This is a genomic window from Kitasatospora sp. NPDC091207, from assembly GCF_044768625.1.
Lineage (GTDB): Bacteria > Actinomycetota > Actinomycetes > Streptomycetales > Streptomycetaceae > Kitasatospora.
In genome coordinates, this window is the sequence record NZ_JBIVVS010000020.1 from 1 (window position 1) to 23,758 (window position 23,758).

General features: G+C 75.0%; 25 protein-coding genes and 1 pseudogene. 10 read left to right on the forward strand and 16 right to left on the reverse strand.

Going from position 1 to position 23,758, the window contains the following annotated elements; translation table 11 throughout:
- Positions 1 to 486 precede the first annotated feature (486 nt).
- Complete coding sequence (locus ACIQTO_RS27755) at positions 487 to 921, reverse strand: CBS domain-containing protein (RefSeq protein ID WP_402393350.1); 435 nt, start codon at positions 919 to 921, stop codon at positions 487 to 489.
- 129 nt (positions 922 to 1,050) lie between these two features.
- Between ACIQTO_RS27755 and ACIQTO_RS27760 the strand changes: the two genes are divergently transcribed.
- From ACIQTO_RS27760 to ACIQTO_RS27790, 7 genes and pseudogenes are all read left to right on the forward strand, one after another.
- The gene (locus ACIQTO_RS27760) at positions 1,051 to 1,938 is read left to right on the forward strand and encodes a helix-turn-helix domain-containing protein (protein WP_402393352.1); all 888 of its coding nucleotides are present in this window, start codon (positions 1,051 to 1,053) and stop codon (positions 1,936 to 1,938) included.
- 36 nt (positions 1,939 to 1,974) lie between these two features.
- A complete protein-coding gene (locus ACIQTO_RS27765) occupies positions 1,975 to 2,397 on the forward strand; it encodes a VOC family protein (RefSeq protein ID WP_402393354.1) in 423 nt (140 codons plus the stop codon).
- Positions 2,398 to 2,404: 7 nt separating this feature from the next.
- On the forward strand, positions 2,405 to 2,800 hold the full coding sequence (locus tag ACIQTO_RS27770; protein WP_402393356.1) for an MmcQ/YjbR family DNA-binding protein: 396 nt from the start codon (positions 2,405 to 2,407) through the stop codon (positions 2,798 to 2,800).
- 35 nt (positions 2,801 to 2,835) lie between these two features.
- Positions 2,836 to 3,960 (forward strand): saccharopine dehydrogenase, encoded by a 1,125-nt coding sequence (locus ACIQTO_RS27775; protein ID WP_402393359.1) that lies wholly within the window; start codon positions 2,836 to 2,838, stop codon positions 3,958 to 3,960.
- Positions 3,957 to 4,607, forward strand: coding sequence for a TetR family transcriptional regulator (locus ACIQTO_RS27780; protein ID WP_402393362.1), 651 nt, complete (start codon positions 3,957 to 3,959; stop codon positions 4,605 to 4,607). Before ACIQTO_RS27775 ends, ACIQTO_RS27780 begins: the two co-directional genes overlap by 4 nt.
- 71 nt (positions 4,608 to 4,678) lie before the next feature.
- Positions 4,679 to 5,557, forward strand: a pseudogene (gene ligD / locus ACIQTO_RS27785) (non-homologous end-joining DNA ligase); the annotation flags it as partial.
- Positions 5,558 to 5,725: 168 nt separating this feature from the next.
- Positions 5,726 to 6,577 carry a DNA ligase gene (locus ACIQTO_RS27790; RefSeq protein WP_402393674.1) on the forward strand — a complete coding sequence of 284 codons (852 nt, stop codon included), beginning with the start codon at positions 5,726 to 5,728 and terminating at the stop codon, positions 6,575 to 6,577.
- A 72-nt stretch (positions 6,578 to 6,649) separates the two neighbouring features.
- On the opposite strand, the gene ACIQTO_RS27795 is transcribed toward ACIQTO_RS27790, so the two are convergent.
- The 10 genes from ACIQTO_RS27795 to ACIQTO_RS27840 all read right to left on the reverse strand — a co-directional run bounded on the left by ACIQTO_RS27795 (position 6,650) and on the right by ACIQTO_RS27840 (position 16,250).
- Complete coding sequence (locus ACIQTO_RS27795) at positions 6,650 to 6,955, reverse strand: PRC-barrel domain containing protein (RefSeq protein ID WP_402393365.1); 306 nt, start codon at positions 6,953 to 6,955, stop codon at positions 6,650 to 6,652.
- Positions 6,956 to 6,960: 5 nt separating this feature from the next.
- Positions 6,961 to 7,398 (reverse strand): hypothetical protein, encoded by a 438-nt coding sequence (locus tag ACIQTO_RS27800; protein WP_402393367.1) that lies wholly within the window; start codon positions 7,396 to 7,398, stop codon positions 6,961 to 6,963.
- A gap of 69 nt (positions 7,399 to 7,467) precedes the next feature.
- Positions 7,468 to 7,875, reverse strand: coding sequence for a hypothetical protein (locus ACIQTO_RS27805; RefSeq protein ID WP_402393369.1), 408 nt, complete (start codon positions 7,873 to 7,875; stop codon positions 7,468 to 7,470).
- Positions 7,876 to 8,063: 188 nt separating this feature from the next.
- On the reverse strand, positions 8,064 to 8,669 hold the full coding sequence (locus ACIQTO_RS27810; RefSeq protein WP_402393372.1) for a GNAT family N-acetyltransferase: 606 nt from the start codon (positions 8,667 to 8,669) through the stop codon (positions 8,064 to 8,066).
- 136 nt (positions 8,670 to 8,805) lie between these two features.
- On the reverse strand, positions 8,806 to 9,471 hold the full coding sequence (locus ACIQTO_RS27815; protein ID WP_402393375.1) for a TNT domain-containing protein: 666 nt from the start codon (positions 9,469 to 9,471) through the stop codon (positions 8,806 to 8,808).
- Positions 9,472 to 9,695: 224 nt separating this feature from the next.
- Positions 9,696 to 11,015 (reverse strand): geranylgeranyl reductase family protein, encoded by a 1,320-nt coding sequence (locus tag ACIQTO_RS27820; protein ID WP_402393378.1) that lies wholly within the window; start codon positions 11,013 to 11,015, stop codon positions 9,696 to 9,698.
- A gap of 145 nt (positions 11,016 to 11,160) precedes the next feature.
- On the reverse strand, positions 11,161 to 12,162 hold the full coding sequence (locus tag ACIQTO_RS27825) for an ABC transporter substrate-binding protein (protein WP_402393380.1): 1,002 nt from the start codon (positions 12,160 to 12,162) through the stop codon (positions 11,161 to 11,163).
- A gap of 350 nt (positions 12,163 to 12,512) precedes the next feature.
- Complete coding sequence (locus ACIQTO_RS27830) at positions 12,513 to 13,613, reverse strand: calcium:proton antiporter (protein ID WP_402393382.1); 1,101 nt, start codon at positions 13,611 to 13,613, stop codon at positions 12,513 to 12,515.
- Positions 13,614 to 13,774: 161 nt separating this feature from the next.
- On the reverse strand, positions 13,775 to 15,352 hold the full coding sequence (locus ACIQTO_RS27835) for a protein kinase (protein WP_402393385.1): 1,578 nt from the start codon (positions 15,350 to 15,352) through the stop codon (positions 13,775 to 13,777).
- Positions 15,353 to 15,422: 70 nt separating this feature from the next.
- Positions 15,423 to 16,250 carry a serine/threonine protein kinase gene (locus ACIQTO_RS27840; RefSeq protein ID WP_402393387.1) on the reverse strand — a complete coding sequence of 276 codons (828 nt, stop codon included), beginning with the start codon at positions 16,248 to 16,250 and terminating at the stop codon, positions 15,423 to 15,425.
- A 400-nt stretch (positions 16,251 to 16,650) separates the two neighbouring features.
- Between ACIQTO_RS27840 and ACIQTO_RS27845 the strand changes: the two genes are divergently transcribed.
- The 3 genes from ACIQTO_RS27845 (at position 16,651) to ACIQTO_RS27855 (ending at position 19,959) form a co-directional block, all read left to right on the forward strand.
- Positions 16,651 to 17,061: a hypothetical protein gene (locus ACIQTO_RS27845; RefSeq protein ID WP_402393389.1), complete on the forward strand. Its 411-nt coding sequence runs from the start codon at positions 16,651 to 16,653 to the stop codon at positions 17,059 to 17,061.
- Between the two features lie 624 nt (positions 17,062 to 17,685).
- Entirely contained in the window at positions 17,686 to 18,759 is a 1,074-nt protein-coding gene (locus ACIQTO_RS27850; protein WP_402393391.1) for a polysaccharide deacetylase family protein, read from the forward strand.
- Between the two features lie 162 nt (positions 18,760 to 18,921).
- A complete protein-coding gene (locus ACIQTO_RS27855) occupies positions 18,922 to 19,959 on the forward strand; it encodes a GNAT family N-acetyltransferase (protein ID WP_402393394.1) in 1,038 nt (345 codons plus the stop codon).
- A 42-nt stretch (positions 19,960 to 20,001) separates the two neighbouring features.
- On the opposite strand, the gene ACIQTO_RS27860 is transcribed toward ACIQTO_RS27855, so the two are convergent.
- The 5 genes from ACIQTO_RS27860 to ACIQTO_RS27880 form a co-directional block, all read right to left on the reverse strand.
- Positions 20,002 to 21,135, reverse strand: a complete 1,134-nt coding sequence (locus ACIQTO_RS27860; protein WP_402393397.1) for an aminotransferase class I/II-fold pyridoxal phosphate-dependent enzyme — start codon at positions 21,133 to 21,135, stop codon at positions 20,002 to 20,004.
- Positions 21,132 to 21,836 carry a transcriptional regulator gene (locus ACIQTO_RS27865; protein WP_402393400.1) on the reverse strand — a complete coding sequence of 235 codons (705 nt, stop codon included), beginning with the start codon at positions 21,834 to 21,836 and terminating at the stop codon, positions 21,132 to 21,134. The genes ACIQTO_RS27860 and ACIQTO_RS27865 overlap by 4 nt, the downstream gene beginning before the upstream one ends.
- A 78-nt stretch (positions 21,837 to 21,914) precedes the next feature.
- Positions 21,915 to 22,433 (reverse strand): transposase, encoded by a 519-nt coding sequence (locus tag ACIQTO_RS27870; RefSeq protein ID WP_402393402.1) that lies wholly within the window; start codon positions 22,431 to 22,433, stop codon positions 21,915 to 21,917.
- A gap of 135 nt (positions 22,434 to 22,568) precedes the next feature.
- Positions 22,569 to 22,898, reverse strand: coding sequence for a hypothetical protein (locus ACIQTO_RS27875; RefSeq protein WP_402393405.1), 330 nt, complete (start codon positions 22,896 to 22,898; stop codon positions 22,569 to 22,571).
- 362 nt (positions 22,899 to 23,260) lie between these two features.
- Positions 23,261 to 23,758: a hypothetical protein gene (locus ACIQTO_RS27880; RefSeq protein WP_402393408.1), complete on the reverse strand. Its 498-nt coding sequence runs from the start codon at positions 23,756 to 23,758 to the stop codon at positions 23,261 to 23,263.

The following is a 23,758-nucleotide window of genomic DNA, read 5'->3' on the forward strand; positions in this document are numbered from 1 at the left end:
GGCCCAGCAGATCGCCATCGGCGAAAAGGTCCTCGCCGCCCAGGGCCCCGGCGCCTGGCCCGTCTGCTCCGTCAAGGCCGGCCTCACCAAGTAACACCCCACGAGCCCACCACAGCCCCCAGCACCAGCACCACCACGACCACGCCGCTGCACCCCCACCCGGGGACAGCGGCGTCGCCATACCCCCGGGGCGGGATTCAACGCGCCCGTACGGCAGCGGTCCGGAGACCCCGTTCATCGGCATCGCGCGGTGGGTCTATCAGGAAGTGCCGCACCGCGGTGCCGAGATCGTGCTCCTGCGCGACCTCCACCGGGAACCGCGCCCGACCGGTCGCGCAGCCGCCACGTCCACGGCTGACGCCCCGTCAGGCCGTCCTGGGCGGCAGCGGCGGCACCCGGCCGCGCCGGTGTCCCCGCGCCGCGTGGCACGGGGACACCGGGGGCGATCCACGGGGGAACGCCTGCGCCGTGCCCGGCGCGGCGCGATCACCGCATCATGTAGACGCTGTCCATGAATTCGATGATCTGCTGGTCCGTCAGGCGGTGGCCGTCGCGGTGGCCCATGGCCAGGTCGGCCTCGCTGATCATGCCGACCAGCCGCTCGCCGTCGATCACCGGGATGCGACGGATCTGGTGCTGCTCCATCTTCTTCAGCACCGCCTCCATCGCGTCGTCGGCGCGGACGCAGTGCAGGTGCCCGGCCAGCTCCATGGCCGTCATGTCCGCCGGTGCCCGGCCCTCGGCGATACATCGCACGACGATGTCGCGGTCGGTGATGATGCCCTTCAGCTTCTGGTCGTCGCCGCAGATCGGGAGCGCGCCGACGTTCATGTCGCGCATCATCATGGCGGCTTCGGCGAGCGTCTGGTCGGCGCGGATGCACTGGGCACCGGTGTGCATGATCTCTCGGGCAGTGGTCACTGGGACTCCTTCGCGGGTCTTCCCCCCCGAGCACCGGGTGTTCCGGTGCGCTCACCATAAGCAACACCCCGACCGCCCGCGAGCCCGGACGGCGGCGTCCCCGGCCCGGCCCGGGCCGATACTGGGAGCGTGACGCAGCAGGACCTCCCCGACCTGGTCGACGAGGCCGTGCGGGCCCGGCCCGCGACGGCGCTGCGGCCGTACGTGGCCTGGTACTCCGGCTACCGCCAACGCGGCCTGGCACCCGCCGCGCACCGGGGTCTGCCCTCCCCCTACCTGACCTTCATCCTCACCCTGGACGAGCCGCTGACCGTCGCCGGGCACCCGGATCCGGCCCAGGCCGGCGGCGACTACGCCACGCTGCTCGGCGGGCTGCACACCTCCCCCGCCCTGATCACCCACGACGGGCGGCAGTCGGGTGTCCAGATCGCCGTCCATCCGCTGGCCGCCCGGGCGCTGCTCGGCCTGCCGGCCGGGGAGCTGGCGGGCCTGGACGTACCGGCGGACGCCGTGCTGGGGCGGGCGAGCGGGCGGCTCCAGGAGGAGCTCCAGCAGGCCGACGGCTGGCCGCAGCGGTTCGCCGCCCTGGACGGCGCGCTGCTGCGGGCGGCCCGCCCCTCGGGCCGGGTGCCGCCGGAGGTCGTCCGGGCCTGGCGGGAGCTGCGGCGCAGCGGCGGGTCGCTGTCGGTGTCGGCGCTCGCGCTGGACACCGGGTGGAGCGGCCGCCACCTGCGGGACCGGTTCCGCCACGAGACCGGGCTCACTCCGAAGGCCGCCGCCCGGGTGATCCGGTTCGACCGGGCCCGGCGGCTGCTGGCCGCTCCCGGGCCGGCGCCGCGGTTCGCGGAGCTGGCGGCGCGCTGCGGCTACTTCGACCAGGCGCACCTGGCCCGTGAGTTCCGTGCGCTGGCCGGGTGTGCGCCGAGCGTGTGGCTGGCCGAGCAGGGGCCGGACGCGGCGAAGTTCCGAAACGTCCAAGGCGCGGCGGGGGCGGCGGCGCCAGAGTGGGAGTCCTGAGAGCGACCCGGACCGCCCCCGAGGAGGCAGACCGCCATGAACAGCAAGACTCCCGCCCCGCAGGTCTGGCCCAGTCTGCGGGCCCGTGACGCCCGCGCCCTGATCCGGTTCCTGGTGGACGCCTTCGGTTTCGAGGAGGTCGTCGCCTACGGCGAGGGCGAGTTCGTCGCCCACGCCGAACTGGCCTGGCCGGAGGGCGGCGGCGTGATGCTGGGCTCCGACCGGCCCGACGCCGAGGGCGCCGAGCCCTGGCCCGGGCGGCCGGGCGGCTTCACCGCCTACGTGGTGACGGCGGAGCCGGACGCGGTGCACGCACGTGCCGTCGCCGCCGGGGCCCGGATCACCAAGGAGCCGTTCGAGACCGACTACGGCTCGCGGGACTTCGCGGCCGCCGACCCGGAGGGCAATCACTGGTACTTCGGCACCTATCCGGGCTCGCCGCGCCCGTCGGCCGGCTGAGGCCGCCGTGACCGGCACGGCGGGGTCACCGCGCACAGCGGGGTCGCCGGGGTCCACCGGGCCGGCGGCCGCGGTCGACCGGCTGCGGGCGCTCTGCCTGGCACTGCCGGAGGCGTCCGAGCGGGTCAGCCACGGCGAGCCGACCTGGTTCGCGGGGAGCGGCCGCCGGTCCCGGGTGTTCGTGATGCTCGCCGACCACCACCACGACGACCGCCTGGCCTTCTGGTGCCCGGCCGCACCCGGGCACCAGGAGTTCCTGGTCGCCGAGGACCCGGCGCGGTACTTCCGGCCCCCGTACGTCGGCCACCGCGGCTGGGTCGGGGTGCGCCTCGACGCGCCGCCCGTCGACTGGGGCCGGATCGAGGACCTGGTCGGTGACGCGTGCGCGCTGGTGACGGGCTGACAGCATTTTTAGGTCGGATGACCTATTCTTCTCTCATGAACCTCTCCCAGGTCTTCGACGACCACCTTTCCCACGACCCCGACGGCCCCGTACTGCTGGTCGGCGGCTACGGCACCGTCGGCGCCGAGCTGGCGCGCTCGGCGGTCTCCGCCTGGCCGCTGCTGCTGACCGGCCGCTCGGAGCAGCGCGGGGCGGCGCTCGCCGAGGAGCTCCACCGGGCGGACGGCGCCCGCCCGGTCACCGCCCGGCGCTGGGACCTCGCCGACCCGGAGCCGTTCGGCGCCGCCGTCCGGGCCGTGGTCGGCGTGGTCAACGACCCGGACGACCGGGTGCTGCGGGCCGCCGCCCGGGCGGGTGTGCCGTTCGTGGACGTGACCCGCTGGACGGCGCGGCTGCAGCGGGCCGCCACGGTCGCCGCCCTGCTGCGCCCGGCCGCCCCGGTGCTGCTCTCGTCCGCCTGGATGGGCGGGGTGACCGGTCTGGTCACGGCCGCCCTGGCGGAGCGGCTCGGCGGGGCCGAGCAGGTCGAGATCGCGATCCGGTGGGACCTCGGGGACCGGGCGGGTGCCGACTCGGTGGAGTTCATGGACCGGCTCGGCCTGGACTACGAGGTGGTCCACGAGGGCCGACGCCGGTCGGTGGCCCCGCTCGACGGCGCGCGCACGGTGCTGATCGGGGACTCCGCCACCAGGGTCGCCGGGATCGACACGCCGGAGCAGTTCACCCTCCCGCTCACCCTCGGCACGACCACCGCCACCACCCGGATCGGCTTCAGCTCCCGGATCGGCACGGCGGCACTGCTGGCCGCCAAGCACGCCGGATTCTTCCGCTGGGGCCGCGGCGAGCGCTGGGAGCCGGCCCGCCGCGCCCTGCTGTACTCGCCGGGCGAGGGCGGCGTGGCACGGCTGCGGATCGACGTCACGCACGACGGGCAGGCGCTGAGCGCGGTGGTCGAGGACCGGGCCGGGCAGGCGCACCTGACGGCGGTCGGCGCCCTGCTGGGCCTGCGCCGGGCACTCGGGGCGGACGGCGCGGCGGCCCCGGTCGGGGTGGCGTTCCCCGAGCAGACGCCCCGGCCCGGGCAGGTCCTGGCCGACCTCGCGGCGCTCGGCGTCACGGTCGACGTCCGGAGCGAACGGCGGGCGGGGGCCGCGGCGTGAGCGGCAAGGGCGAGCAGCGCCGCGCACAGCTGCTGGACACCGCCGAGGAGCTGCTGGTCACCGCGGGGGGCACCGAGCTGTCGATGCGAGCGGTCGCGGCGGCGGCCGGCGTCCGCCTGGGGCATCTGCAGTACTACTTCCCGACGCATGCCGCCCTGGTGGCGGCCGTCCTGGAACGGGTGCTCAGCCGGTCGGCGGAGCGGCTGGCGCCGCTGCTCGCCCCGATCGGCCCGGCGAGAGGCCCGGCGGGCGCCCGGGCGGGCACAGCGGCGGGAGCCGACCGCACGGCGGCTACAGCGGCCCCGGCCCCCGACCGGGCTGCCGAGCAGCTGATCCGGGCCCTGCTCGCCGAGCAGGAGGACGCCCGCCTGGTGCGGCTGTTCGCCGAGCTCTGGGCCCTGGCGGCCCGGGACGAGGCCGTGGCGGGCTCCGTCCGGGCCTTCTACGCCGACTACCGCGCCCAGGTCGCGGCCTTCCTCGCCGACCGCCGCCCCGACCTGCCGGAGGCCGTCGTCCAGGGCCGCGCCCAGGTGTTCCTGATGCTGGTCGAAGGCGCCTCACTGTTCCGCTCCGGCCTCGCCGGCGTACGCGAACCGGCCACCGACGAGGAACTGCTCCGAACGGCCCGGGGCCTGCTCGCGCCGTAACGGACGGCCGGGCAGACTGGCTGCGCGGGGCCGGCGAACAGGCGCGGGCCCGGCGCGGCTCGGAGGCGGCCATGCCGCAGATGGTGGTGGACGGGCGCACGATCGCCCTCTCGCACCTGGACAAGGTGTACTACCCGCGCACCGGCACGCTCAAGGGGGACGTGCTGCGCTACTACGCGGCCGTGCACACCGTGCTGCTGCCGCATCTGCGCGATCGTCCGGTGTCCTTCCTGCGCTGCCCGGAGGGCGTCGAGGGCGAGGTGTTCATCGCCAAGAACCCGCCCGCCGGGACACCCCGCTGGGTGCGCACGGTGGAGGTGCCGAGCAGCGGCGGCGAGCTGCGGCAGGTGGTCCTGGACGACGGTGCGGCGCTGCTCTGGGCGGCCAACCTGGGCTGCCTGGAGCTGCACGTGCCGCAGTGGCACGCCGCCGCGCCCGGGCTGGCCGACCGGCTGGTGCTGGACCTCGACCCGGGCGAGGGCGCGTCCGTGCTGACCTGCCGGACGGTGGCCGGGCTGCTGCGCGAACGGCTGGCGGCGGACGGCCTCGACAGCTGGGTGAAGACCTCCGGCTCCAAGGGCCTGCACCTGCTGGTGCCGCTGGAGCCGACGCCGAGCGCGGAGGTCTCCGGCTACGCCAAGGCCCTCGCGGCCGCACTGGAGAGCGCCCACCCCGACCTGGTCGTGCACACCATGGCCAAGGCGCGCCGCACCGGACGGGTACTGGTGGACTGGTCGCAGAACTCCGCCAAGAAGACCACCGCCGCGCCCTACACCCTCCGGGCCCGGCCGCGGCCGACCGTGTCCACGCCGCTCTCCTGGGCGGAGCTGGAAGCGGCCCGGTCGACGGCGGACCTGGTCTTCGACCTCGCCGAACTCCCCCAGCGGCTGGCGGATCTCGGCGATCTGCTCGCACCGCTCCTGGACCCGGCGCGGGCCCGGCCGCTGCCCCCGCCGCCGTCGCCAGACCGGGCAGCGGCCACCCACCCCGATCCGCCGCGTCCGCGCGCCGCCGGCCGCGCAGGCACCCGCACGCGAAGCCGCACCCGCACGGACACCGGCACGGACACGGGCGCCGACACGGACACCCCGGTGGTGCTGGAGCCGCCCGTCGAGGTGATGCGCCCGGCCGCCGTCCCGGCCGTCCCGCCGCCGGACGGGCTGGGCGGTGCGGGTGTGCAGTACGAGCTGAAGCTGGACGGCTTCCGCTGTGTGGCCTTCGCGCGCGGGGAGCGCCCGCCGTACCTGCAGTCCCGCTCCGGGCGGGACCTGTCCGCCGAGTTCCCCCCGATCGCCGCCGCCGTGGCCCGGCTGCCCGCCGGGCTGGTACTGGACGCGGAGCTGGTCGCCTGGCGGGACGGCCGGTTCGCCTTCGAGGAACTGCTGCGCACCCGGCAGGGCCGGGCCTCGGACGGCGTGGCGCTCGGGCTGGTCGCCTTCGACCTGCTGGCGCTGCCCGGGCGCGACGTCCGGGGGCTGCCGCTCACCGACCGGCGGCGGCTGCTGCTGGCCGCGCTCGCCGACGTGCCGCCCCCGGTCCAGCCGGTGCTGGCCACCACCGACCGGGCCGAGGCGATGACCTGGATGGAACAGCTGGCCGACAGCGGGGTCGAGGGGCTGGTCTGCAAGGCGGCCGGGTCGGCCTACCGGGCACGCGGCGCCGGGCACCGCTGGGTCAAGTACCGGCGCAGCGACACCGTCGACGCGACCGTCCGCGCGGTCGTCGGGACGGCGGCCCGACCCCGGGCGCTGGTCCTGGAACTGGACGACGGGCCGGTCCTGCTCTCCACCCCACAGCTGACCGCGGTGCAGGCCCGACAGGTGGCGCGGGCGGTGGACGGGCTGCTGGACGCACCGGTGCGCGACCCGGACCACGGGAGCCTGCGGCCGCTGAGCGATCCGCTGCGGGCCGAGGTGACCGTCACCGGCCGGCCACCGGCGGCCACCTTCGTCCGGCTCCGGGGTGACTGACGGCTCCGGGGCGACTGACCGGTCCGGGGCGGCTGACGGCTCCTGGGCGGCCTGAGCGCGTGCCGCCGGCGTTCACCCGCCGTCCGGCCGGCCCCCGCGCGCCTCGACGGCGGCGGGCGGCGGGGCGGCACGGACCCGGGCGCGCGGGCAGTCCAGGTGGACCACCAGTTCCAGATGGTCGATCCGGGCCACCAGACCCACCGGGACCGGCACCCGGACGCCCGGCACCCACGCCCCGGCGTCGACCACCAGGTGGTCGCCGGTGTCCCGTTCGACCCGACCGAGCGGGCCGTCGGTGCCCTCCACCTCGTAGCCGACCAGCGTCAGGTCCGCGACGTGATGGGCGCCCGGGCGGTACTCCCGCAGTTCGGTGGTCATCGCGCTCACGGCTCCGGCTGGTCCCACGGCCGGCGCTCCCGGCCGTCGGGACGCTCCCGGCCCTCGGCCCGGTCACGACCCTCGGGGCCGCCGCCGTCCACGTGGCCCGCCGGGTGCGCCCCGGCCGTGCGGCGTCGCAGCAGCACCGCCACCACGACCGCCACGGCCACGCTGAGCGTCCAGACCAGCACCACCGCGGTCAGGACGGGCGCGGTCGGGGTGCGCACGCCGATGCTCAGACAGATCGCGGACATGACCAGCGCCGTCATCACCACGCCGGGGGGCACCTGGCGCCCCAAGCGGCGCAGCCCGAGCCGGACCCGGCCCGGCTGTTTGACCCCCATCGTGCTCAACCGCCGGTCCAGTCGGGAGTCCTGGCGCAGCTCGCTCTCGATCTCGGCCAGGAGCCGCCGCTCCCGTCCGCTCAACGCGGGTCCGTCCATCTCGGTCACCTCCGACGATCCCGGTGACGCCGTCCTCGTGGCCGGGCGGTTGCCCGGCCCGGGTGTGCGTCAGCCGCTCCGGCCGGCCGGTGCGGCCGGAGTCGTCGGGCGGCAGTCGACGAAGGCCCTGGGTCGGGCCAGCAGGCTGTCGTCCAACACGCGCAACAGGGCGGCGGCGTCGTGGTGCACCTCGGCCGCGCCCGCCGCCCGCAGTTCGAGGCCCGTCCCGCCGTCGCTCTCCACCGCGACGCACGACACCCGCGCGCGGCACGCCAGCAGCACCTCGCGCACGCTCGCGGCCACGAACACCGCGTGGTCCGAGGCGCCGTCGACCAGGCCGAGGGCCGAGCGGACGGGGTCGTCGCCCGGGGCCGCCACGGTCAGGGCGGGCACCTCGACCGGTCCGGGACCGATCAGCAGCACCGTCCAGCCTCGCGCGGCGCATTCGTGCAGCAACTCTTCGGAACCGGGTGACACAGCGTGCCAGTCGATACCGAAAAGTGCTGCCGAGATGACCGTCATGGCCCACCGTCCCCGTTCCGCACCGCACACGGACGCGCTCTTCCAGACTAGGCCTCCACCCCCCACAACGCGCCCGGTCACCGCCCCCTCCGGCCCGCACCGGGCAGCGACGGGGGCGGCGAGCAGGGCACGGCGCCGCCCGGTCAGCGGACCGGCGGCTCCGGGTCGGTGGCCAGCCGGGCGTGCAGGTGCTCGTCGTGGTAGGCGCCGTCGCCGTAGCGGTGGGAGGCCCGCAGGGTGCCCTCGGCGGGGTAGCCGCAGCGCTCGGCCACCCGGCAGGAGGCGTCGTTGCCGACCGCGTGGGCGATCTCGATCCGGCGGGCACCGGCCGTGGCGATGCCCCAGGCGGTGACGGCCCGGGTGACCCGGGTCGCGAGCCCGCGGCCGCGGGCGGCCGGGAGCACCCAGTAGCCGATCATCGCGAGGCCGTCGGCCCGGTCGACCCAGCGCAGCGCGGAGTTGCCCAGCAAGGTGCCGTCGGTGGCGTCGACCACGGCGAAGGCGGCCGCGGCGCCGCCGGCCCAGCCGGCCTCGCAGCGGTCGAGGTAGGCCTCGGCCCCGGCCCGGTCGGTGGCACGGATCGGGTTCCACCGCGCGATCGCGGGATCGGCGGCGGCCGCGAGCACGCCGGCGACCGCTCCGCCCAGGATCTCGGTCGCCCGGCCCCACGGGCGGAGCGAGAGACCGCCCAGGTCGAGGGTGACGGGGGCGAATGCGCGCTGGTCGGGATCGGTCTCCACGGTGTTCATCCGGCCTTCCTATCCCTTTCCCGTCTCGCGCACCAGTGGATTCTTTGCGCACCGGCCGCACCGGACCGGCGGCGGGGCGTCGGATACCGGTGCGGGCCGGGGGCACCGACCCCCGGCCCGCCTCCCCGGAGCCGCGTCAGATCCGGGCGAGGTATCCGTTGTCCACGAGCCAGAGCACGTTCAGCCGGGCCGGCCCGTTCGGCACGAGCGCGGCGTCGAGCTGGTACTGCAGGCCGTAACCGGGCTGGCCGAACCACGGGGCGATCGGGCCGGCGTGCACGTTGAAGGGCTTCAGCACCTTGTAGTCGTGGTAGTTGCAGCTCGGCGCCGGGGTGCTGTCGAGGCTCTGCGGCGGGATCGAGCGGTTGGCGTAGGGCAGGCCCTCGGGGGCGAGGAAGGAGCCGTACTCGCTGCCGAAGCGGTCGATGTTCTGGTTCGGGTACAGGGTGATCTCGAACTCGACCGGGGTGCCGTCCGGCAGGGTGACGTAGCCGTTGGCCGGCGGGTAGATCCAGCCCGGGCCGCCGTTGTTCGCGGTGGGGCTGTAGTAGGTGGCGAGGAACTTGTCCTCGGAGAGGCCGCCGGTGCGCCGGTAACCGATCAGCTCCCGGCCGACCGGGCCGGTGCGCGGCAGGTCTTCGGGCCCGAGTCGGGGGTCACCGTGGAAGTCGGCCGCCGAGCACTCGTCGGAGGGGGTGGCGGCGGCCACGTCGACGGCGGCCGCCGGGACGGCCGGGGCGAGCAGGGCCACGACCGCGGCGAGCGGCGCGAGGAGCAGGCGAAGGCGAAGGCGAAGGCGCACGATGTCTCCGTCGTATCGGCATCAGGGCGGACCGGAGGGTGAGCCGTCACCCTCCGTGTCCAGGTCGGCACCCAGGCAAGCGGATCACCTGACCCCCCGTCAACACGGACGGCTCGCGACACCGCCCGTTTCCCCGGATTCGGCCAACCAGCGCCCGGAACGCCCTGGGGGCGTGCAGGATGGAAGGTCACGCCCCCTCCGGGCCCGCTCCGGCCCGACCACCGTCACCGGTGGCTGGGCGCCAGCTTGCCGAGCGCGTACAGCAGCCGGTCGAGGGCGTCCCGGGAGTTCGGCTCGGTGAGGTTGACCATCAGCCGGAAGGCCACCTTCAGCAGCGCCGGATGGCCCAGGCCGAGCGCGCCGGCGGCGCCGAGCAGCCTGGGGCGGCCCAGCACGTCGGCGACCAGCCGGCCGAGCGCGAAGTAGCCGTCGTAGGCGGAGCGCAGCGCCTGCGGGTAGCCGCGCAGGGCGAGTTCGCGACCGCGGTCGGTGCGCCGGGCCAGCGCCTGGACGACCGTCTCGGCGGCGTACCGGCCGGACTCCATCGCGTACGCGATGCCCTCGCCGGTCGCCGGACTGACCGTCCCGCCCGCGTCGCCGACCAGCAACAGGCCGTCCGCGTAGTGGGGTTGGCGGTTGAGGCCCATCGGGAGGGCGGAGCCGCGGACGGGTTCGGTGATGCCCTCCGGAGTGAAGCCGTACTCGGGCGGCAGGTCGGCGCACCAGCGCCGCAGGAGGTCACGCCAGTCGCACTCGCCGGCCACCGCGGCGGTGTCCAGGACCCCGAGGCCGACGTTCGCGGTGCCGTCGCCCATCCCGAACACCCAGGCGTAGCCGGGCAGCAGGCGCCGCGCCGGGTCCATCGGGTCGCGCAGGTCGAGCCAGGCCTCCAGGTAGCGGTCCTGGTGGCGCGGGGTGGTGAAGTACGTCCGGTAGGCGACACCCATCGCACGGTCGGTGCGGCGGTAGCGCTTCATCGCGAGCGAGAGCCGGGTGGAGTTCCCGTCGGCGGCGACCACCAGCGGCGCGCGGTAGTCGACGGGCCGCCGGTCCTCGCCCAGCCGGGCCGTCACGCCGATGATCCGGCCGGACCGCTCGTCGACCAACGGGCCCGCCACATTGGCCCGTTCGATCAGCCGGGCGCCCGCCGAGGCGGCCCGGCGGGCGAGCAGCTCGTCGAAGTCGGCCCGCCGCCGGACCAGGCCGAACGAGGGGAACGCCGACAGGTGCGGCCAGTCCAGCTCCAGCCTGCGCCGCCCGGTGACCAGGCGCAGCCCCCGGTTGTGCAGCCAGCCGGCCTCCTCGGAGACGTCGATGCCGAGGTCGACCAACTGCTTGGTGGCGCGCGGTGTCAGACCGTCGCCGCAGACCTTCTCCCGGGGGAAGGCCGACTTCTCCAGCAGCAGCACGTCGAGCCCGGTCCGCGCGAGGTGGTAGGCGGCGGTGGAGCCCGCCGGGCCCGCGCCGACCACGATCACGTCGGCCCCCTCCTCCGGACGACCGCGGGCACCGTCGGGGGACAACTGCTGCTCTGGGCCTGGCATCTCGCACTCCCACGGGTCTGATCGGCTGCGGACTCAGCGGTCTCAGACGATAGGGACAGCGGCCGCCGTGCCGCGCCCCGACACGCGGGCCCCGCCCCGATCACCGGTCGTTACCGGCCATCGGGGCGGGGTCGGCGCCACCGCGTCAGAGGCCGCCGTTGACCACCGCGCTGGAGACCGCGCCGTAGCGGACGTTCCACTTGTCGAGGATCTTGTCGTACTCGCCGCCCCGGATCACCTGGTCCAGCGCCTTCGCGACGGCGTCCCGCAGGGCGGTGTTGTCCTTGGCGACGGTGACGCCGTACGGGCCGGACTGCAGGAAGTGCGTGTTGGCCAGCTGGAACACCCCGGTCCGCCCCGGCTGGGTGGTGTTGTACTGGGCCACCGGGTAGTCGTTGAGATCGGCGACCGCGGTGCCGGCGGCCACCTCGGCGAGCGCCTGCTCGTCGGTGTCGAAGCGGTGGATCTGCAGCTGCTTGCCGGTCCGCAGGCAGGCCGCGGTCTGCCGGCCGGCCAGTTCGTCCTGGACGGTGCCGCGCTGGACGGCGACGGTGCGGCCGCAGAGGCTGTCCAGGGTGGTGAGGTTCAGCTGGTTCCCGGCCTTGACCACCATCGAGGTGCCGGTCGCGAAGTAGTCGACGAAGTCCACGCCCGCGTCGGCCTGGTGCCCGTCGTCGGCGGCGCCGAGCTGGCGCTGCTTGGTGTCGATGACGGCCGACATCGCCAGGTCGAGCTGCTTGGCCTGGACGGCGGGGATCAGCTTGTCGAACGGCATGTCGGTGAACTCGACCCGGAGGCCGAGGTAGGAGCCGACCGCCTTGGCGATCTCCGGGTCCAGCCCGGCGGGCTGGCCGGCCGGGTCCTTGAAGTCGACCGGCGGGTAGTTGAGGTAGGAGCCGATCCGGAGCACCCCGGCGTCCCTGACCGCCTTGGGGAGGCGGCCGCGGAGGTCCTGCTGGCTGCCGGACGCCGGGGCGGGGGCGCTGCCGCAGCCGGTGAGCAGCAGCCCGCCCGCGCCGAGCGCGGCGGCGCGCAGCGGCGCCCGGGAGCGGGTCCGGGGGCCGGCGGGGAGGGCGGGGAGGGTGCCGGTGGAGGTGGGGGAAGTGGTGGCCGGGGAGTCGGGTACGGGCGTACGGGTGCGGTGCATCGCGATGCGTCTTCTTCGCAGGTGAGGGTAAGCGGGCAGGGAGACGCCGCGCCGGAAATGGCTGCCGGGGTACGGAGCGCGGACCTCGTCGCCGTGTGCCCAGTCGGGCCACCCTGGGGTGAGGGGGTGGCCGGTCGGCGGAGGTCCGCCGTCGGGGGCGGTCGGGGGCCATCCTCGCACCTCGTCCGCCATGCCGGGGCGGCGGGTCGGGAACCGGCGGGTAGGGCCGGGGCACCGGCCCGGCGGCACCGCGACAGCACCGCGACGGCCCCCGGCGGACGGCCCCCGGCGGACGGCGGGCCGGCGACCTCGTGGTCGCCGGCCCGCCGGGATCCTCCGTACCGGTGCGCTCAGGGATTGATCGCGAGCACCACGTACGCCGCCAGCACCGAGAGGTGGACGGCGCCCTGCAGCGGGGTCGCGCGGCGCGGGATGACGGTCAGCGTGCCGACCGCGATGGTGAGCACGAGCAGCACCAGGTGGGTCGGTCCGAGGCCGAGTTCCAGCGGTCCCGGGAGCCAGGCCGAGGCCACCGCGACGGCCGGGATGGTCAGGCCGATGCTGGCCAGCGCCGAGCCGAGCGCCAGGTTGAGACTGGTCTGCACCCGGTTGCGCAGGGCGGAGCGCAGCGCCGCGATGGTCTCCGGCGCCAGGACCAGCAGCGCGATCACCACGCCCACCACCGAGGACGGCAGCCCGGCCGAGTAGACGGCGGACTCGATGGTCGGCGAGACGCCCTTGGCCAGGCCCACCACCGCGATCAGCGCCACGGCGAGCAGCCCGAGGCTGACCCGGGTCGTCCGCAGGCTCGGCGGCTCGGCGTGGTCCTCCTCGTCGAGCACCCGGCCCTCGGGGGTGACGGGCAGGAAGTAGTCGCGGTGGCGGAAGGCCAGGGTGGCCACGAACAGCCCGTACAGCAGCAGCGAGGCGGCAGCCGCGAAGGCCAGCTGGGCGGGCGCGAACACGGGGCCGGGCGAGCTGGTGGTGAAGGTCGGCAGCACCAGGCTGAGGGTGGCGAGGGTACCGATGGTGGCCAGCGCCGCGCCCGTGCCCTCGGCGTTGAACACCGCCACCCGGTACTTGATCGCGGCCACCAGGATGGAGAGGCCGAGGATGCCGTTGCAGGTGATCATCACGGCGGCGAACACGGTGTCCCGGGCCAGCGTGGCGGCCTTGTCACCACCGTCCGCCATCAGGGTCACGATCAGCGCCACCTCGATGACGGTGACCGCGACCGCCAGCACCAGGGAGCCGAACGGCTCCCCCACCCGGTGCGCCACCACCTCGGCGTGGTGCACCGCCGCGAGCACCGCGCCGGCCAGGAAGCAGGCCATCAGGCCCACCACCCAGCCGGGCAGGTCGCGGTGCCAGGTGAGGACAAGGACGACGAACGACACCACCGGGACGACGACGGTCCACTGCGTGGTGGCCGCGCGGAGCTTCGTGATCATGCGGCCGAGCATCGCATTCCGGGGGCCCGTCAGCCGGTCGACGCCGCCGGTGGGACGGCCCGGATGTGGCCGAGGTCATGCCGAGGCCGGGCTGCGACCGGGCTGCGGCATGACCTGCGTCCGGGCCTCGACGGGGCTGCCGCGGGGCTGCGGCGGGGCGTTCAGCCCCCGTACTCCGCGAGGTAGCCGAGCACCTTCGCCACGTGCGGCCGCACCCGGTCGGGGACGCCGCCCGCGTCGGCGACCGTCTTGTCGCTGGTCCGGTAGCCGGCGGTGACCAGGGCCGGCAGGTCGCCGGTGTACCCCCGGCGCTTGAGCTGCTGGTCGAGCCAGCAGACGTAGTTGCCCATCGAGGCGATCGCGTCGGCCGGGTCCAGGTAGTCCTTGACGCCGTCGTGGTCACCGTCCTGCGCCCAGGCGGTGAAGACGGTGGGCGTCCACATCGCGACCCCGTACTCGCCGGTCGCCGGGTTGGCGGCCCGCGGATCGAAGCCGCTCTCGGCCTTGAGCATGGCCGCCAGCAGGACCGGGGTGATCTCGGGCTCGGGGCAGCGGCGGGCGGCGTCGTCGATCGGGCCGCGCAACGCCTCGGGGACGTCGGCGCCCGCCGGGATCGCCCCGGCCGGCTCCGCCCGCGCGGGCGGGGCGGCAGCGCCGGCGGTCGGCACCGGTCCGGCCGACTCCGGTCCGGCCGGCACCGCTCCGGTCGGCTCCGGTCCGCCGGAGAGGAGCAGCGCGGCGGTGACCACCGACGCCAGGCCGGCCCCCGCGAGCAGCCCGGGGCGGCGCACCGGACGGCGTGTCCTCGCCGGGCCGGGCAGCGAGCGCGCGGGGCCGGCCCCGGGCCCGTCCGCCGACGACGCCGCCGCTGCTGCTGTCGCCGCCAGCAACGCGGCCCGCAGGGCGGCGAGGTCCACCAGCGCCCGCTCCGCGCGGTCGGCCGCCAGACAGGACGCGACGGCCGGCCGCCAGCGCGGGGGCAGCGCGTCGTCCAGCCGCAGCGGGGCCGCGCCCCGCGCGTAGGCCTGCGCGGCGAGCGAGCGGGCGCGGGCGGTGGCGCCGAGGAAGGGGTGCAGTCCGCCGGTGAGCAGCTGGTGGGCGAGCACGCCGAAGGCCCAGATGTCGGCGCTCGGCCGGACGGCGACGCCGCGCGCACCGGTGCGCTGGGACCACCACTCGGGCGGCACGTGGTCGGGCGAGCCGAGCGGCGGGGCGTAGGCGTGGGTGCCCTCCAGTTCGGCGGTGAGGCCGAAGTCGGCGAGCCTGGCGGTGCCGTCCGGCATCAGCAGGATGTTGCCGGGCTTGAGGTCCCCGTGCACCCAGCCCGCGGCGTGCATGTGGGCGAGGCCGGCGCAGACCCCGGCGAGGATCCGTTCCGCCTCGGGGACGGGCGCGTGCGGCCGGGCGGTGGCGAGGACGTCCTGGAGGCTGCCGGCGGCGCGTTCCATCACCAGGGCCAGTGCGCCGTCGAGCCGGGGGTGCGCGGGGTCGTCGACGGTGAGGACGGCGAGGGTGCGGATCAGGTTCGGATGGTTCGCGCGCCGGCCGAACCGCATCTCGCTGCCCGCGAGCTGCGCCATGGTGCGGCGCTGGCCCGGGCTGAGCCGCGCCGGGCAGAGGAACTTGACCGCGAGGTTCGCCGACCCGCCCGGCCGGTGGGCGGCGTAGACACTGCCCCAGGCGCCGGCACCGATCGGCTCGCCGATGCGGTACCCGGCCAGGGCGTAGCCGGGCGGCACGTCGCAGGGCGGCTCCCCCGGGCGGTCGGGCGGCCGGCCGCCGGGCCGGGCGGGCGGGGCCACGACGGGGTCAGCCGCTCCGCCGGGGCGGGAGCAGGGCGAGGTGCTCCTCCCGGACGAGGTCGAACCTCAGCGCCAGCGCGACGAGGTCCTCCCGCTTGCCCCCGCCCCGGGCGGCGTCGTCCACGGCCTCGTCCGGTGTCGCGCGCAGGCGCAGTTTGGTGGCCACCAGGTAGTCGATGTGGTAGTTGACGGCGGATCGGGTGAGCCCCCGGCAGGAGGGCAGGGCGCGCAGCCGGGCCAGCACGTCGGTGACCCCGGGGACGGCGGCGGCGGAGGGTGAGCGCAGGCGCGGCTCGCAGAGGGCGAGCAGCACGAGGAAGTACTTGGAGGTCGGGTCGAGGGCGAACGGGCTGACCGTCGGCTCACCCTCGTCGGTCGCGGGTTCGCCCTCCAGATAGGCGTGTTGGGGGGCGAAGACCTTGAACACCGCCGGTTCGCCGAGGGCCGGCAGGAGGACGCGGGAGAACTCGAACGGCACCGGCGCGCCGAGCCGGCCGGGGGCCACCTTGACGTGCTCGCCGGCCCCTTCGAGGTTCTCCACCACGTATGTCGCGGAGGTGCTGAAGTTGGACAGCCGCCAGTAGTCCTCGGCGGCGGTGATCTCGCCGGCGCGGCGTGAGACGCCCTGGTCGGCGAGGGGGATGGCGAGCGGCCGGCCGGGCTCGCCGCGCCCGAACTCCGCGACCTCCCCGGGGCCCAGACGCAGCAGCGAGGGCCTGCCGGGCGGCGCGGAGCGGCCGCCGGACAGGCCGGGCCGTGCGCCGATCGGTGCGGGCCGCCCACCGGGCCGGGCTCTCGGGCGGGGTTCGGGCAGTTGCACGATGACCGTGTCCATCCGGGCCACCTCCGTAGGTCGCGTCGATCGTAGCCGTCCGAACGGCTTCGCGCCGGTCCGCCACCCGTACGAGTGAACGCGGCACAGGACCGGCCAGGATCGTCCGCCGAGCCGTCAACCCTGCTGCCCCGGCGTGGACTTGGCGAGCCGACGAGCCGGGCCCCGGGCGGGTCCGCGCCGCCCGGGTCCGGATCGGCCGAGCCGGACCGCGCGCGCCGCCGGTGGCACCGCCGCGCGCGTCGGGCCCGGCTCCGCACGACCGGAGCCCGGGCCGCCGGTTGCGGTACGTAGTTGAACCGTCACCTTGAGTGTGACGCAGCGCACATATGTCATGCCCATGAAATGTGCAAGACTCATCCCACGGAGTGAGATTCCCTTGATTTCCAAGGAGGTTCATATCATGCGCGCTCGGATCGCAGCCCTGATGGTCGCGGTGGCAGGGATCACGGCGTCGATGGCCGTACCGGCCTCGGCGGCGACGACGACGGGTGGGGCCGGTGAGGCCGCCTGTATCACCGTGGTCAACCACCCCTGCGTCTGGCTGGAGAAGGACGGCGGAGGAGTCGTCGGGGTGGCGCAGGTCTCGCCGGCCTCCCCGACCCAGCTGACGGTCGTTCAGGTCGAGGTCAGGACGCAGCGGGCCTGGGGCAGCCCGTGGGTCACCGTCGCCTCCGCGACCACCGTCACCAACGGCTTCGCCAAAGCCGTCACGCCGCGCGTGGTCACCGAGGACCTTCGGATGATCTGCGCGGTCGGCGGCCCCCTCCTGGAGGCCTCGCAGCGGGTGACCACCTGCACCGGCCCCTTCTGATCCACCTTCCGATCCACCGAAGAACCCCGGGAGTACCGGTAGTACTGGTAGCACCAACTGCACCAACTGCACCAACTGCACCAACTGCACCGGCAGCACCGGGGAAGGCCGGGGGATCCCACGAGCCGGGGCCGTCGAGCCCCTCTCCGGGGTCGGCCGCCGGGTCCGCAACCGGCGGCCGGCCCACCCCCGGCACGGCCCACCCCCGGCACCGCGCACCCCTGGCCCGGCGCGCACCCGACCGGACGCACCGCCAGTACGGCGCACCCCCGGTGACCTGTTCCGGCACGGCACATCCGCCCCGCCGTACCGCCGCACCGCACGCACCCGTCCGGCCCGCCGAGCCCTCTCCCGGCACCACCAGCGGTCACTCAGGAAGCTCCCAGCCCGCGCTCAGGCCAAGCCCGCGCCAACAATCCGCCAACCTCCCCCCGGAACCCGGCCGCCGTGTGCAACCCTCCTCGGAGCATGGGATTTTGCACTATCTTGGCGATTCGGGGAGCGGGGCGGGCCGCCCACCCGGCAGGCGTGCGCCGAACGGCGCGCCCTGCCCGCGTGCCGTGCCCGACTCCCGGCGCCCCAGCGCTCACGGCAGTGCACACGGGGACGAAGGGGGGCGTGTCGATGCCCGAGGGAACCACGCGTTCGACCGGGGCCGGTGACGGCCCGACCACCGGGGCGGCAGCACCGACCACCGAGGCCGCGGGCCCGACGGCGGGGCCGGCCGGCCCGACCGGCGGCGCCCGCGCCCAGTCCGCTCCCCCGGCGCGCCGCGGGCTCGCCGGGCGCCGGAGCGGCGTCGACGCCGTGCTGCGCAACTCCCCGCTCCAGCCGCTGTTCCGGCTCGCCGCCACCCGTCGGCTCGCCGTCCTCGCGTACCACGGCGTGGACGACCCGCGGACCTTCGCGCTCCAGATGGCCCGCCTGGTCCGGATCGCCCGCCCGGTCTCGCTGGCCCGGGTCGAACAGGCCGTCCACTCCGGTCGTCCGCTGCCGGCCCGCAGCGTGCTGGTCACCTTCGACGACGGCGACCGCACCGTGCTCACCGAGGGCCTGCCCGTACTCACCCGGCTCCGGATCCCGGCGGCCGCCTTCGTGGTCACCGAACTCATCGACAGCGACCGGCCGTTCTGGTGGTCCGAGGCCGCCTTCCTGGCCTCGCGCGACGGCACCGCCCGCAGCCTGGCCGGCTGCGCCCCCGACGCGGTGGTGCGCCGGCTGAAGACCCTGCCCGACCGCGACCGCCGCGCCGCCCTCGCCGAGCTGCGGGAGAGCGCCCGCGCCCGCGCGCCCCGGCAGGAGCAGCTCACCCGGCACGACCTGCTGACGCTGCACCGCTCCGGCGTGGCGATCGGCAACCACACCGCCGGCCACCCCTGCCTGGACCGCTGCGAGGACGACATCCTCCGGGACGAGATCACCAGCGCCCACCACGCGTTGACCGGCTGGCTCGACGGCGAGGAACCCACCGCCTTCGCCTACCCCAACGGCAATACCGACCAGCGCGCCGGTGCCGTGCTGCGCCGGCTCGGCTACCGGGTCGGCTTCCTGTTCGACCACCGGCACGACCGGCTGCTGCCCGGACGCCCGTTGCGGATCAGCCGTCTTCGGGTGAACTCCACCACCAGCCGCGACCGGTTCGACACAATCCTCTCGGGGCTGCATCCGGCCGTGCACCGGCTGCGCGGCGGCGCCTGAACGACACCTGGGGGCGGGACTTTGGGGACGACGGAGAACCGGACGACGGAGAACCGAGCAACGGAGGCGCGACCGGCGGGCCGGGACAGGGCCGGCCGGGACAGGGCGGGCGTCGGGGTCACCATCCCGGCGGCCGGGCCCGTCCGGTACCGGACGGCCGCGATGCCGGCCGATGTCCTGGACGGCTGGCGGGAGCTGGCCGCGGCCGATCCGGGCGGCTCGTGGTTCACCACACCGGAGTGGACGCTCGCCTGGTGGGAGACGCTGGGCGCCCGGCAGGGCAGCGGCGAGGTCGTCGTCTGGCGCGAGCCGGACGGCCGGGTGGGCGCCGTCGTCCCGCTGCTGCGCACCCGGCGGCGGCTGCACCCGCGCGCGCCGCTGACCGTCCCCTGCCTGACGGTGCTGGGCTCCGGACCCGGCGCGGCCGACCACTGCGGCGTCACGGCCGCACCCGGACGGCGCGCCGAGGTCGCCGACTGGCTGGCGCGCCGCGCCCGGCGGGCGACACTGCTGCTCACCGACCTCGACGCCGGTCAGACCCCGCTGCTGCCCCCCGGCGCGGTGGAGATCGGCCGCACCCCGTGCCCGCGCGTCGACCTCACGGCGGGCCCGGACGCGCTGGGCTCGCGCCAGTTCCGCGCCGACCTGCGCCGCTACGGCCGCAAGCTCGCCGCCGAGGGGATCACCTTCCGCTGGGTGGCACCGGCCGTCGGGGGCGGTGAACTCGCCGAGCGGTTCGCCCTGTTGGACACCGTGCTCCGACTGCACCGGCTGCGCCGGGCCGCCGTCGGCCGGCCGACCACCTTCGACGCGGCCCGCGCGCCGCTGCACGTGCGGCTGATCGAGCGCTCGGCCGCGACCGGGCGCGGCGAGGGCCCGGCCTTCCTGGTCGCCGAGCGAGACGGGGAGGTGGCCGGAGTCCTCTACGGGTTCCGCTGGCGGGACACCTTCGCCTACTACCAGATCGGTTGGGACCAGGCCTGGGCGCCGCTGCGGCTCGGCACGGCGGTGATCGCCGAGGCCGTCCGGGCCGCCGCCGGACAGGGCCTCACCACTTTCGACTTCCTGCGCGGCACCGATCCCTACAAGTACCGCTTCGACGCGGTGGACCGGGAGGACGTCTCCTGGCTGGTGCCGCACGGGCTCTCCGGCGCGCTCCTCGGCCTCAAGTACCGGGCCAAGGAGGCCCGGCAGGTCTGACCACCGGGCTGCCGACGGCGGCCGGGCCAGGGCCGCGACCGTCTACCGGCGCCCCTTCAGCCACCCGGCGAGGGCGTCCAGGGCCGGGGCCGGGTCGCGGCGGCCGATGCCGATCCGGAAGCGGTCGGCCGGGGTGGGGGTCAGCTCGGAGCGGTAGATGCTCGCCGGCAGCAGCAGGACACCCGCCTCCTCGACCAGCCCGGTGCAGAACGCCTCGACGCCGTCCGCCCCGAGGTAGCGCGGGTAGGCGACGCAGCCGCCGTCCGGGGCCCGCCAGTCGAACAGGTCGGCGTGCTCGGCGAAGAAGGCGTCGAAGAGCGGCCGGTTGGCGTCGATGATCGCGCGGTTGCGGGCCAGGATCCGCTCGCGGTTGGCCAGGGCGATCCGGGCCAGGACCTCGCTGGGGGCCGCGTTGCAGATGGTGGTGTAGTGCTTGGCACGCTCCAGCCGGGAGCGCAACTCCCGGTCACGGCAGGCGATCCAGCCGATCCGCAGACCGGGCAGGCCGAGCGACTTGGAGGTGACGTTGAGCGACAGGGCCCGCTCGGACAGGTCGGCGGCCTGCGGCAGGGTCCGGGCCGGGTCACGCTCCAGGCCGCGGTAGACCTCGTCGCTGAACAGCCGGATGCCGCGCTCGTCGCAGAGCTCGACCAGACGGGCGAAGTCCTCGGCCGCGATGACCTTGCCGGTCGGATTGTTGGGGAAGTTGACCGAGACGACCCGGGTGTTGGGGCGCAGCGCGGCGGTCAGCTCGTCGAGGTCCAGCGCCCAGTCGCGCGCGGCGTCCAGGGCGACGCCGGTGACCTCGCAGAGCGAGAGCGGAATGGTCTCGGCGGACTGGTAGTTGGGGGTCAGCACGACGGCGTGGTCGTCGGGGCCGAGCAGCACCTGCATGGCGAGGTTGAGCGCCTCCTGGGCCCCGCCGAAGCAGATCACGTCGTCGGCGTCGACGCGCTCGTACAGGTCGGCGACGGCCCGGCGCAGGGCCGGGTCGCCGAAGGTCTCGGTGTAGCCGAGGGCCAGGGTGTCCCATGCCTGCCGCTCCTCCGGGCCCGCCAGGGCGAGGAGTTCGGCCATGGTCATGGTCTGCGCGTCGGAGGCGGTGAGGTGGTGGCGCGCGGTGAACTCCCAGCGGGAGAAGTAGGTTTCCAGCCGGAAGTCGGGGAGTGTGGTCATCGCTGGTTCCTCTGCGGTGCGGTGGGGCGCGGCGCTTCATGGGCCGGCGCGACAGGTTCGGTCTCGGCCCTGGCTTCGGCGAGCAGCGTGTAGACGGTGGACCGCGACACCTTGAGGGCCGTCGCGACGGCCGGTACGGCCCGGCGCACCGCGAACACCCCGGCCCGGTCGAGCTCGCGCAGGACGGCGAGCCGGTCCTCGCGGCCGAGCCGCTCCGGCGGGCGGCCGTGGGCGCGGACGTAGCCGCCGATGACGTCGTTCATCCGCTCCGTCCAGTCGCGTTCGAAGAGCGGTCCGGGGCGTGGCGCGGTGGGTGCGGCGAACCCCGCCAGCAGGGCGGCGGCGTGCTCCAGCGGTCCGCGGTCGAAGTTGACGCAGAGCACCGCCGCCGGCCGGCCGGCGTCGTCGCGCAGGACGGCGCTGACCGAGGAGAGCCGGCGGCCGTCGGGCAGCAGCTTCGCGTAGGGCCCGAAGACGTCGGCCCCGTAGACGTCGGGCAGGGCGGGGGTCAGTTCGTCCAACTCGCCGAGCAGGGAAGGGTCGCCGGGGGCGCGGCCGCTCATCGGGTTCCAGATGGCGAGCACCTCGTCGCGGACGGCGTCGTGCAGCACCACCTCGGCGTACGGCCCGAGCAGCAGGGCGACCGCCTGGCAGGCGGGCGCCCAGGTGCGGACGCGCGGATCGGGGGTCTCTGCGGTCATATCTGGACTGTACGTCCAGTCCGGACGTTTCGTCCAACACGACCCGGCGCAGTTAGTACTCCAGTGCGACTTCGTGATCTATGGAGAGAAGGGGGCATCGAGTCGCCGCCGGTAGTGGCAACGGCGAGCGATGGCCTGGTGGCGTCTGCGCCAGTTTGACCAGTGCAGCACCCTGCTCGGGGATGTGTTCGGTGGGGTCAGCAGGGCCCCGAACAGGTGGCGGATCTCCGGGACGGTCAGGTCTATCGGGTCGGTGCCGCGCGCCGGGCGGTTCGGCCGGGCTGACCTGATCGGTGCGGTGTCGGCGGCGAGAGCGGCCAGGAAGGCCAGCGCGAGCATGGCCAGGGTGTCGCGGACCTCGTCCGCGTCCCAGCGGGCGCTTCGCAGGAGCCGCTGCATCGGCCCGGGGCGGGCGTGGCCGGCCTGCTCGGCCAGCCGCCAGCAGTTCTTCCGCTCGATCCCGGTCAACAGGCCGAGCACGAAGGCACGGGCGGTCGCGCGCGGCTCCACCCGCCGGAATCGGCCCGCGACCCTGGCCATGGCCTGGTCGAACATCGCCCGCCGGCGGGCTGCGTCCAGGCTGTGGCCCACGGCCACCGCACGATCCTCAGGAGTCCACACAACCTCCGATGATCACGCGGTGGCAGTTCCAGCTCTCACGCGGGCTCGGTGTGACCGAGCTCCCGGGCCGGCGAGGTCCGAGCGCCGTAGCCGGCGGTCGCCCCGGGAGCATCAGCGACGCAGGTCGTGCTGGTCGTTCATCGGCGGCCGGTCCAGTACCTCGATGTACATGATCCGGTCGTCCACGACGTCCAGGACAAGCATGCCCTTCGAGGGCAGGAGCGGCACACATCGATGGCCCTCACCGTACGGCTGCCCCTTCGGGTGGGCGGCTGTTCGTATGCTCTGGCAGAAGTCATCGCCACAGTCGCATCGGGCGACGAGCCGAACATCCCGGACACGAACGGCCAACTCATGCTCCCCTTCGTCCTCCAGCAGGGTGATCAGCTCAGCGATGAGGTCCGGGAACGCGTCGCGAACGAGGGGGTAGTCCTGCTCCATGCTGGGAGGTTAGCCGGAACGGCTCCCTGAGCGTCTCGTACGCCAAGTCGACCACTCATCCGCTGCGACGCCCAGTCACACTCAGTACAAGATCACAAAGTCGCACTGGAGTATTGCAACTGACCGATGTGGAGCGGGAGGTCATCGGGCCGTACCTGCCGATCGGCGCGTACGGCCCGTACCCGGAGCGGCTGCCCACGTATGCGCCCGAGTGGAAGACAGGCACCGATCCGCCCGAAGAACTCCCGAGAACGCCTCCTCATCGCCCACACCAACGGCCCCACCTGGGCCGATTGGCGCTTGACCGACTCGGCCGTCTCCGGCGGCAGGCCGTCGGGGAGGTCACAGGCCGGGTACCCGGCCTATGCGGAGTGCGTCCGGTGCCGCTGATCCGCGCGGGGGCCCAGCAGCCGACGGATGCGCTCGTACTCGGTAGCCATATCCGGCGTGGCGAGGAAGTCGTCGAGAACGGCGGAGACCTCGTGGTCGACGTCCTCGATCGAACGGATAGCGAGCTCGTAGATCTCCTCGCGCCCGTTCTGTTCCAGGTAGCCCTGCCAGTGCTCCAACGCCTGGATGACGGCCAGGACTTCGGTGTCCAGATCGCCGTCGGCCAGGATACCGTCGTCGATCACCGCGAGCTCGCGGCGCAGCTCGGCGGCGCTGAGTGTCAGCACGTTCGCGCAGGCGGTGGCGAGCGCCGCCCAGGCATCCGCGGTGAGTTCACCCTCGTCTGCGTCCCGGAACCGTTCCGGTCGCACCAGACGGATGACCGTCTCCTCCCCGAAGGCGCGAACGCCGTCCTCGGCGGCCGCACCGACCAGCCGAAGTATCTCCGCCTCAAGCTCGCTGTAGTTCAT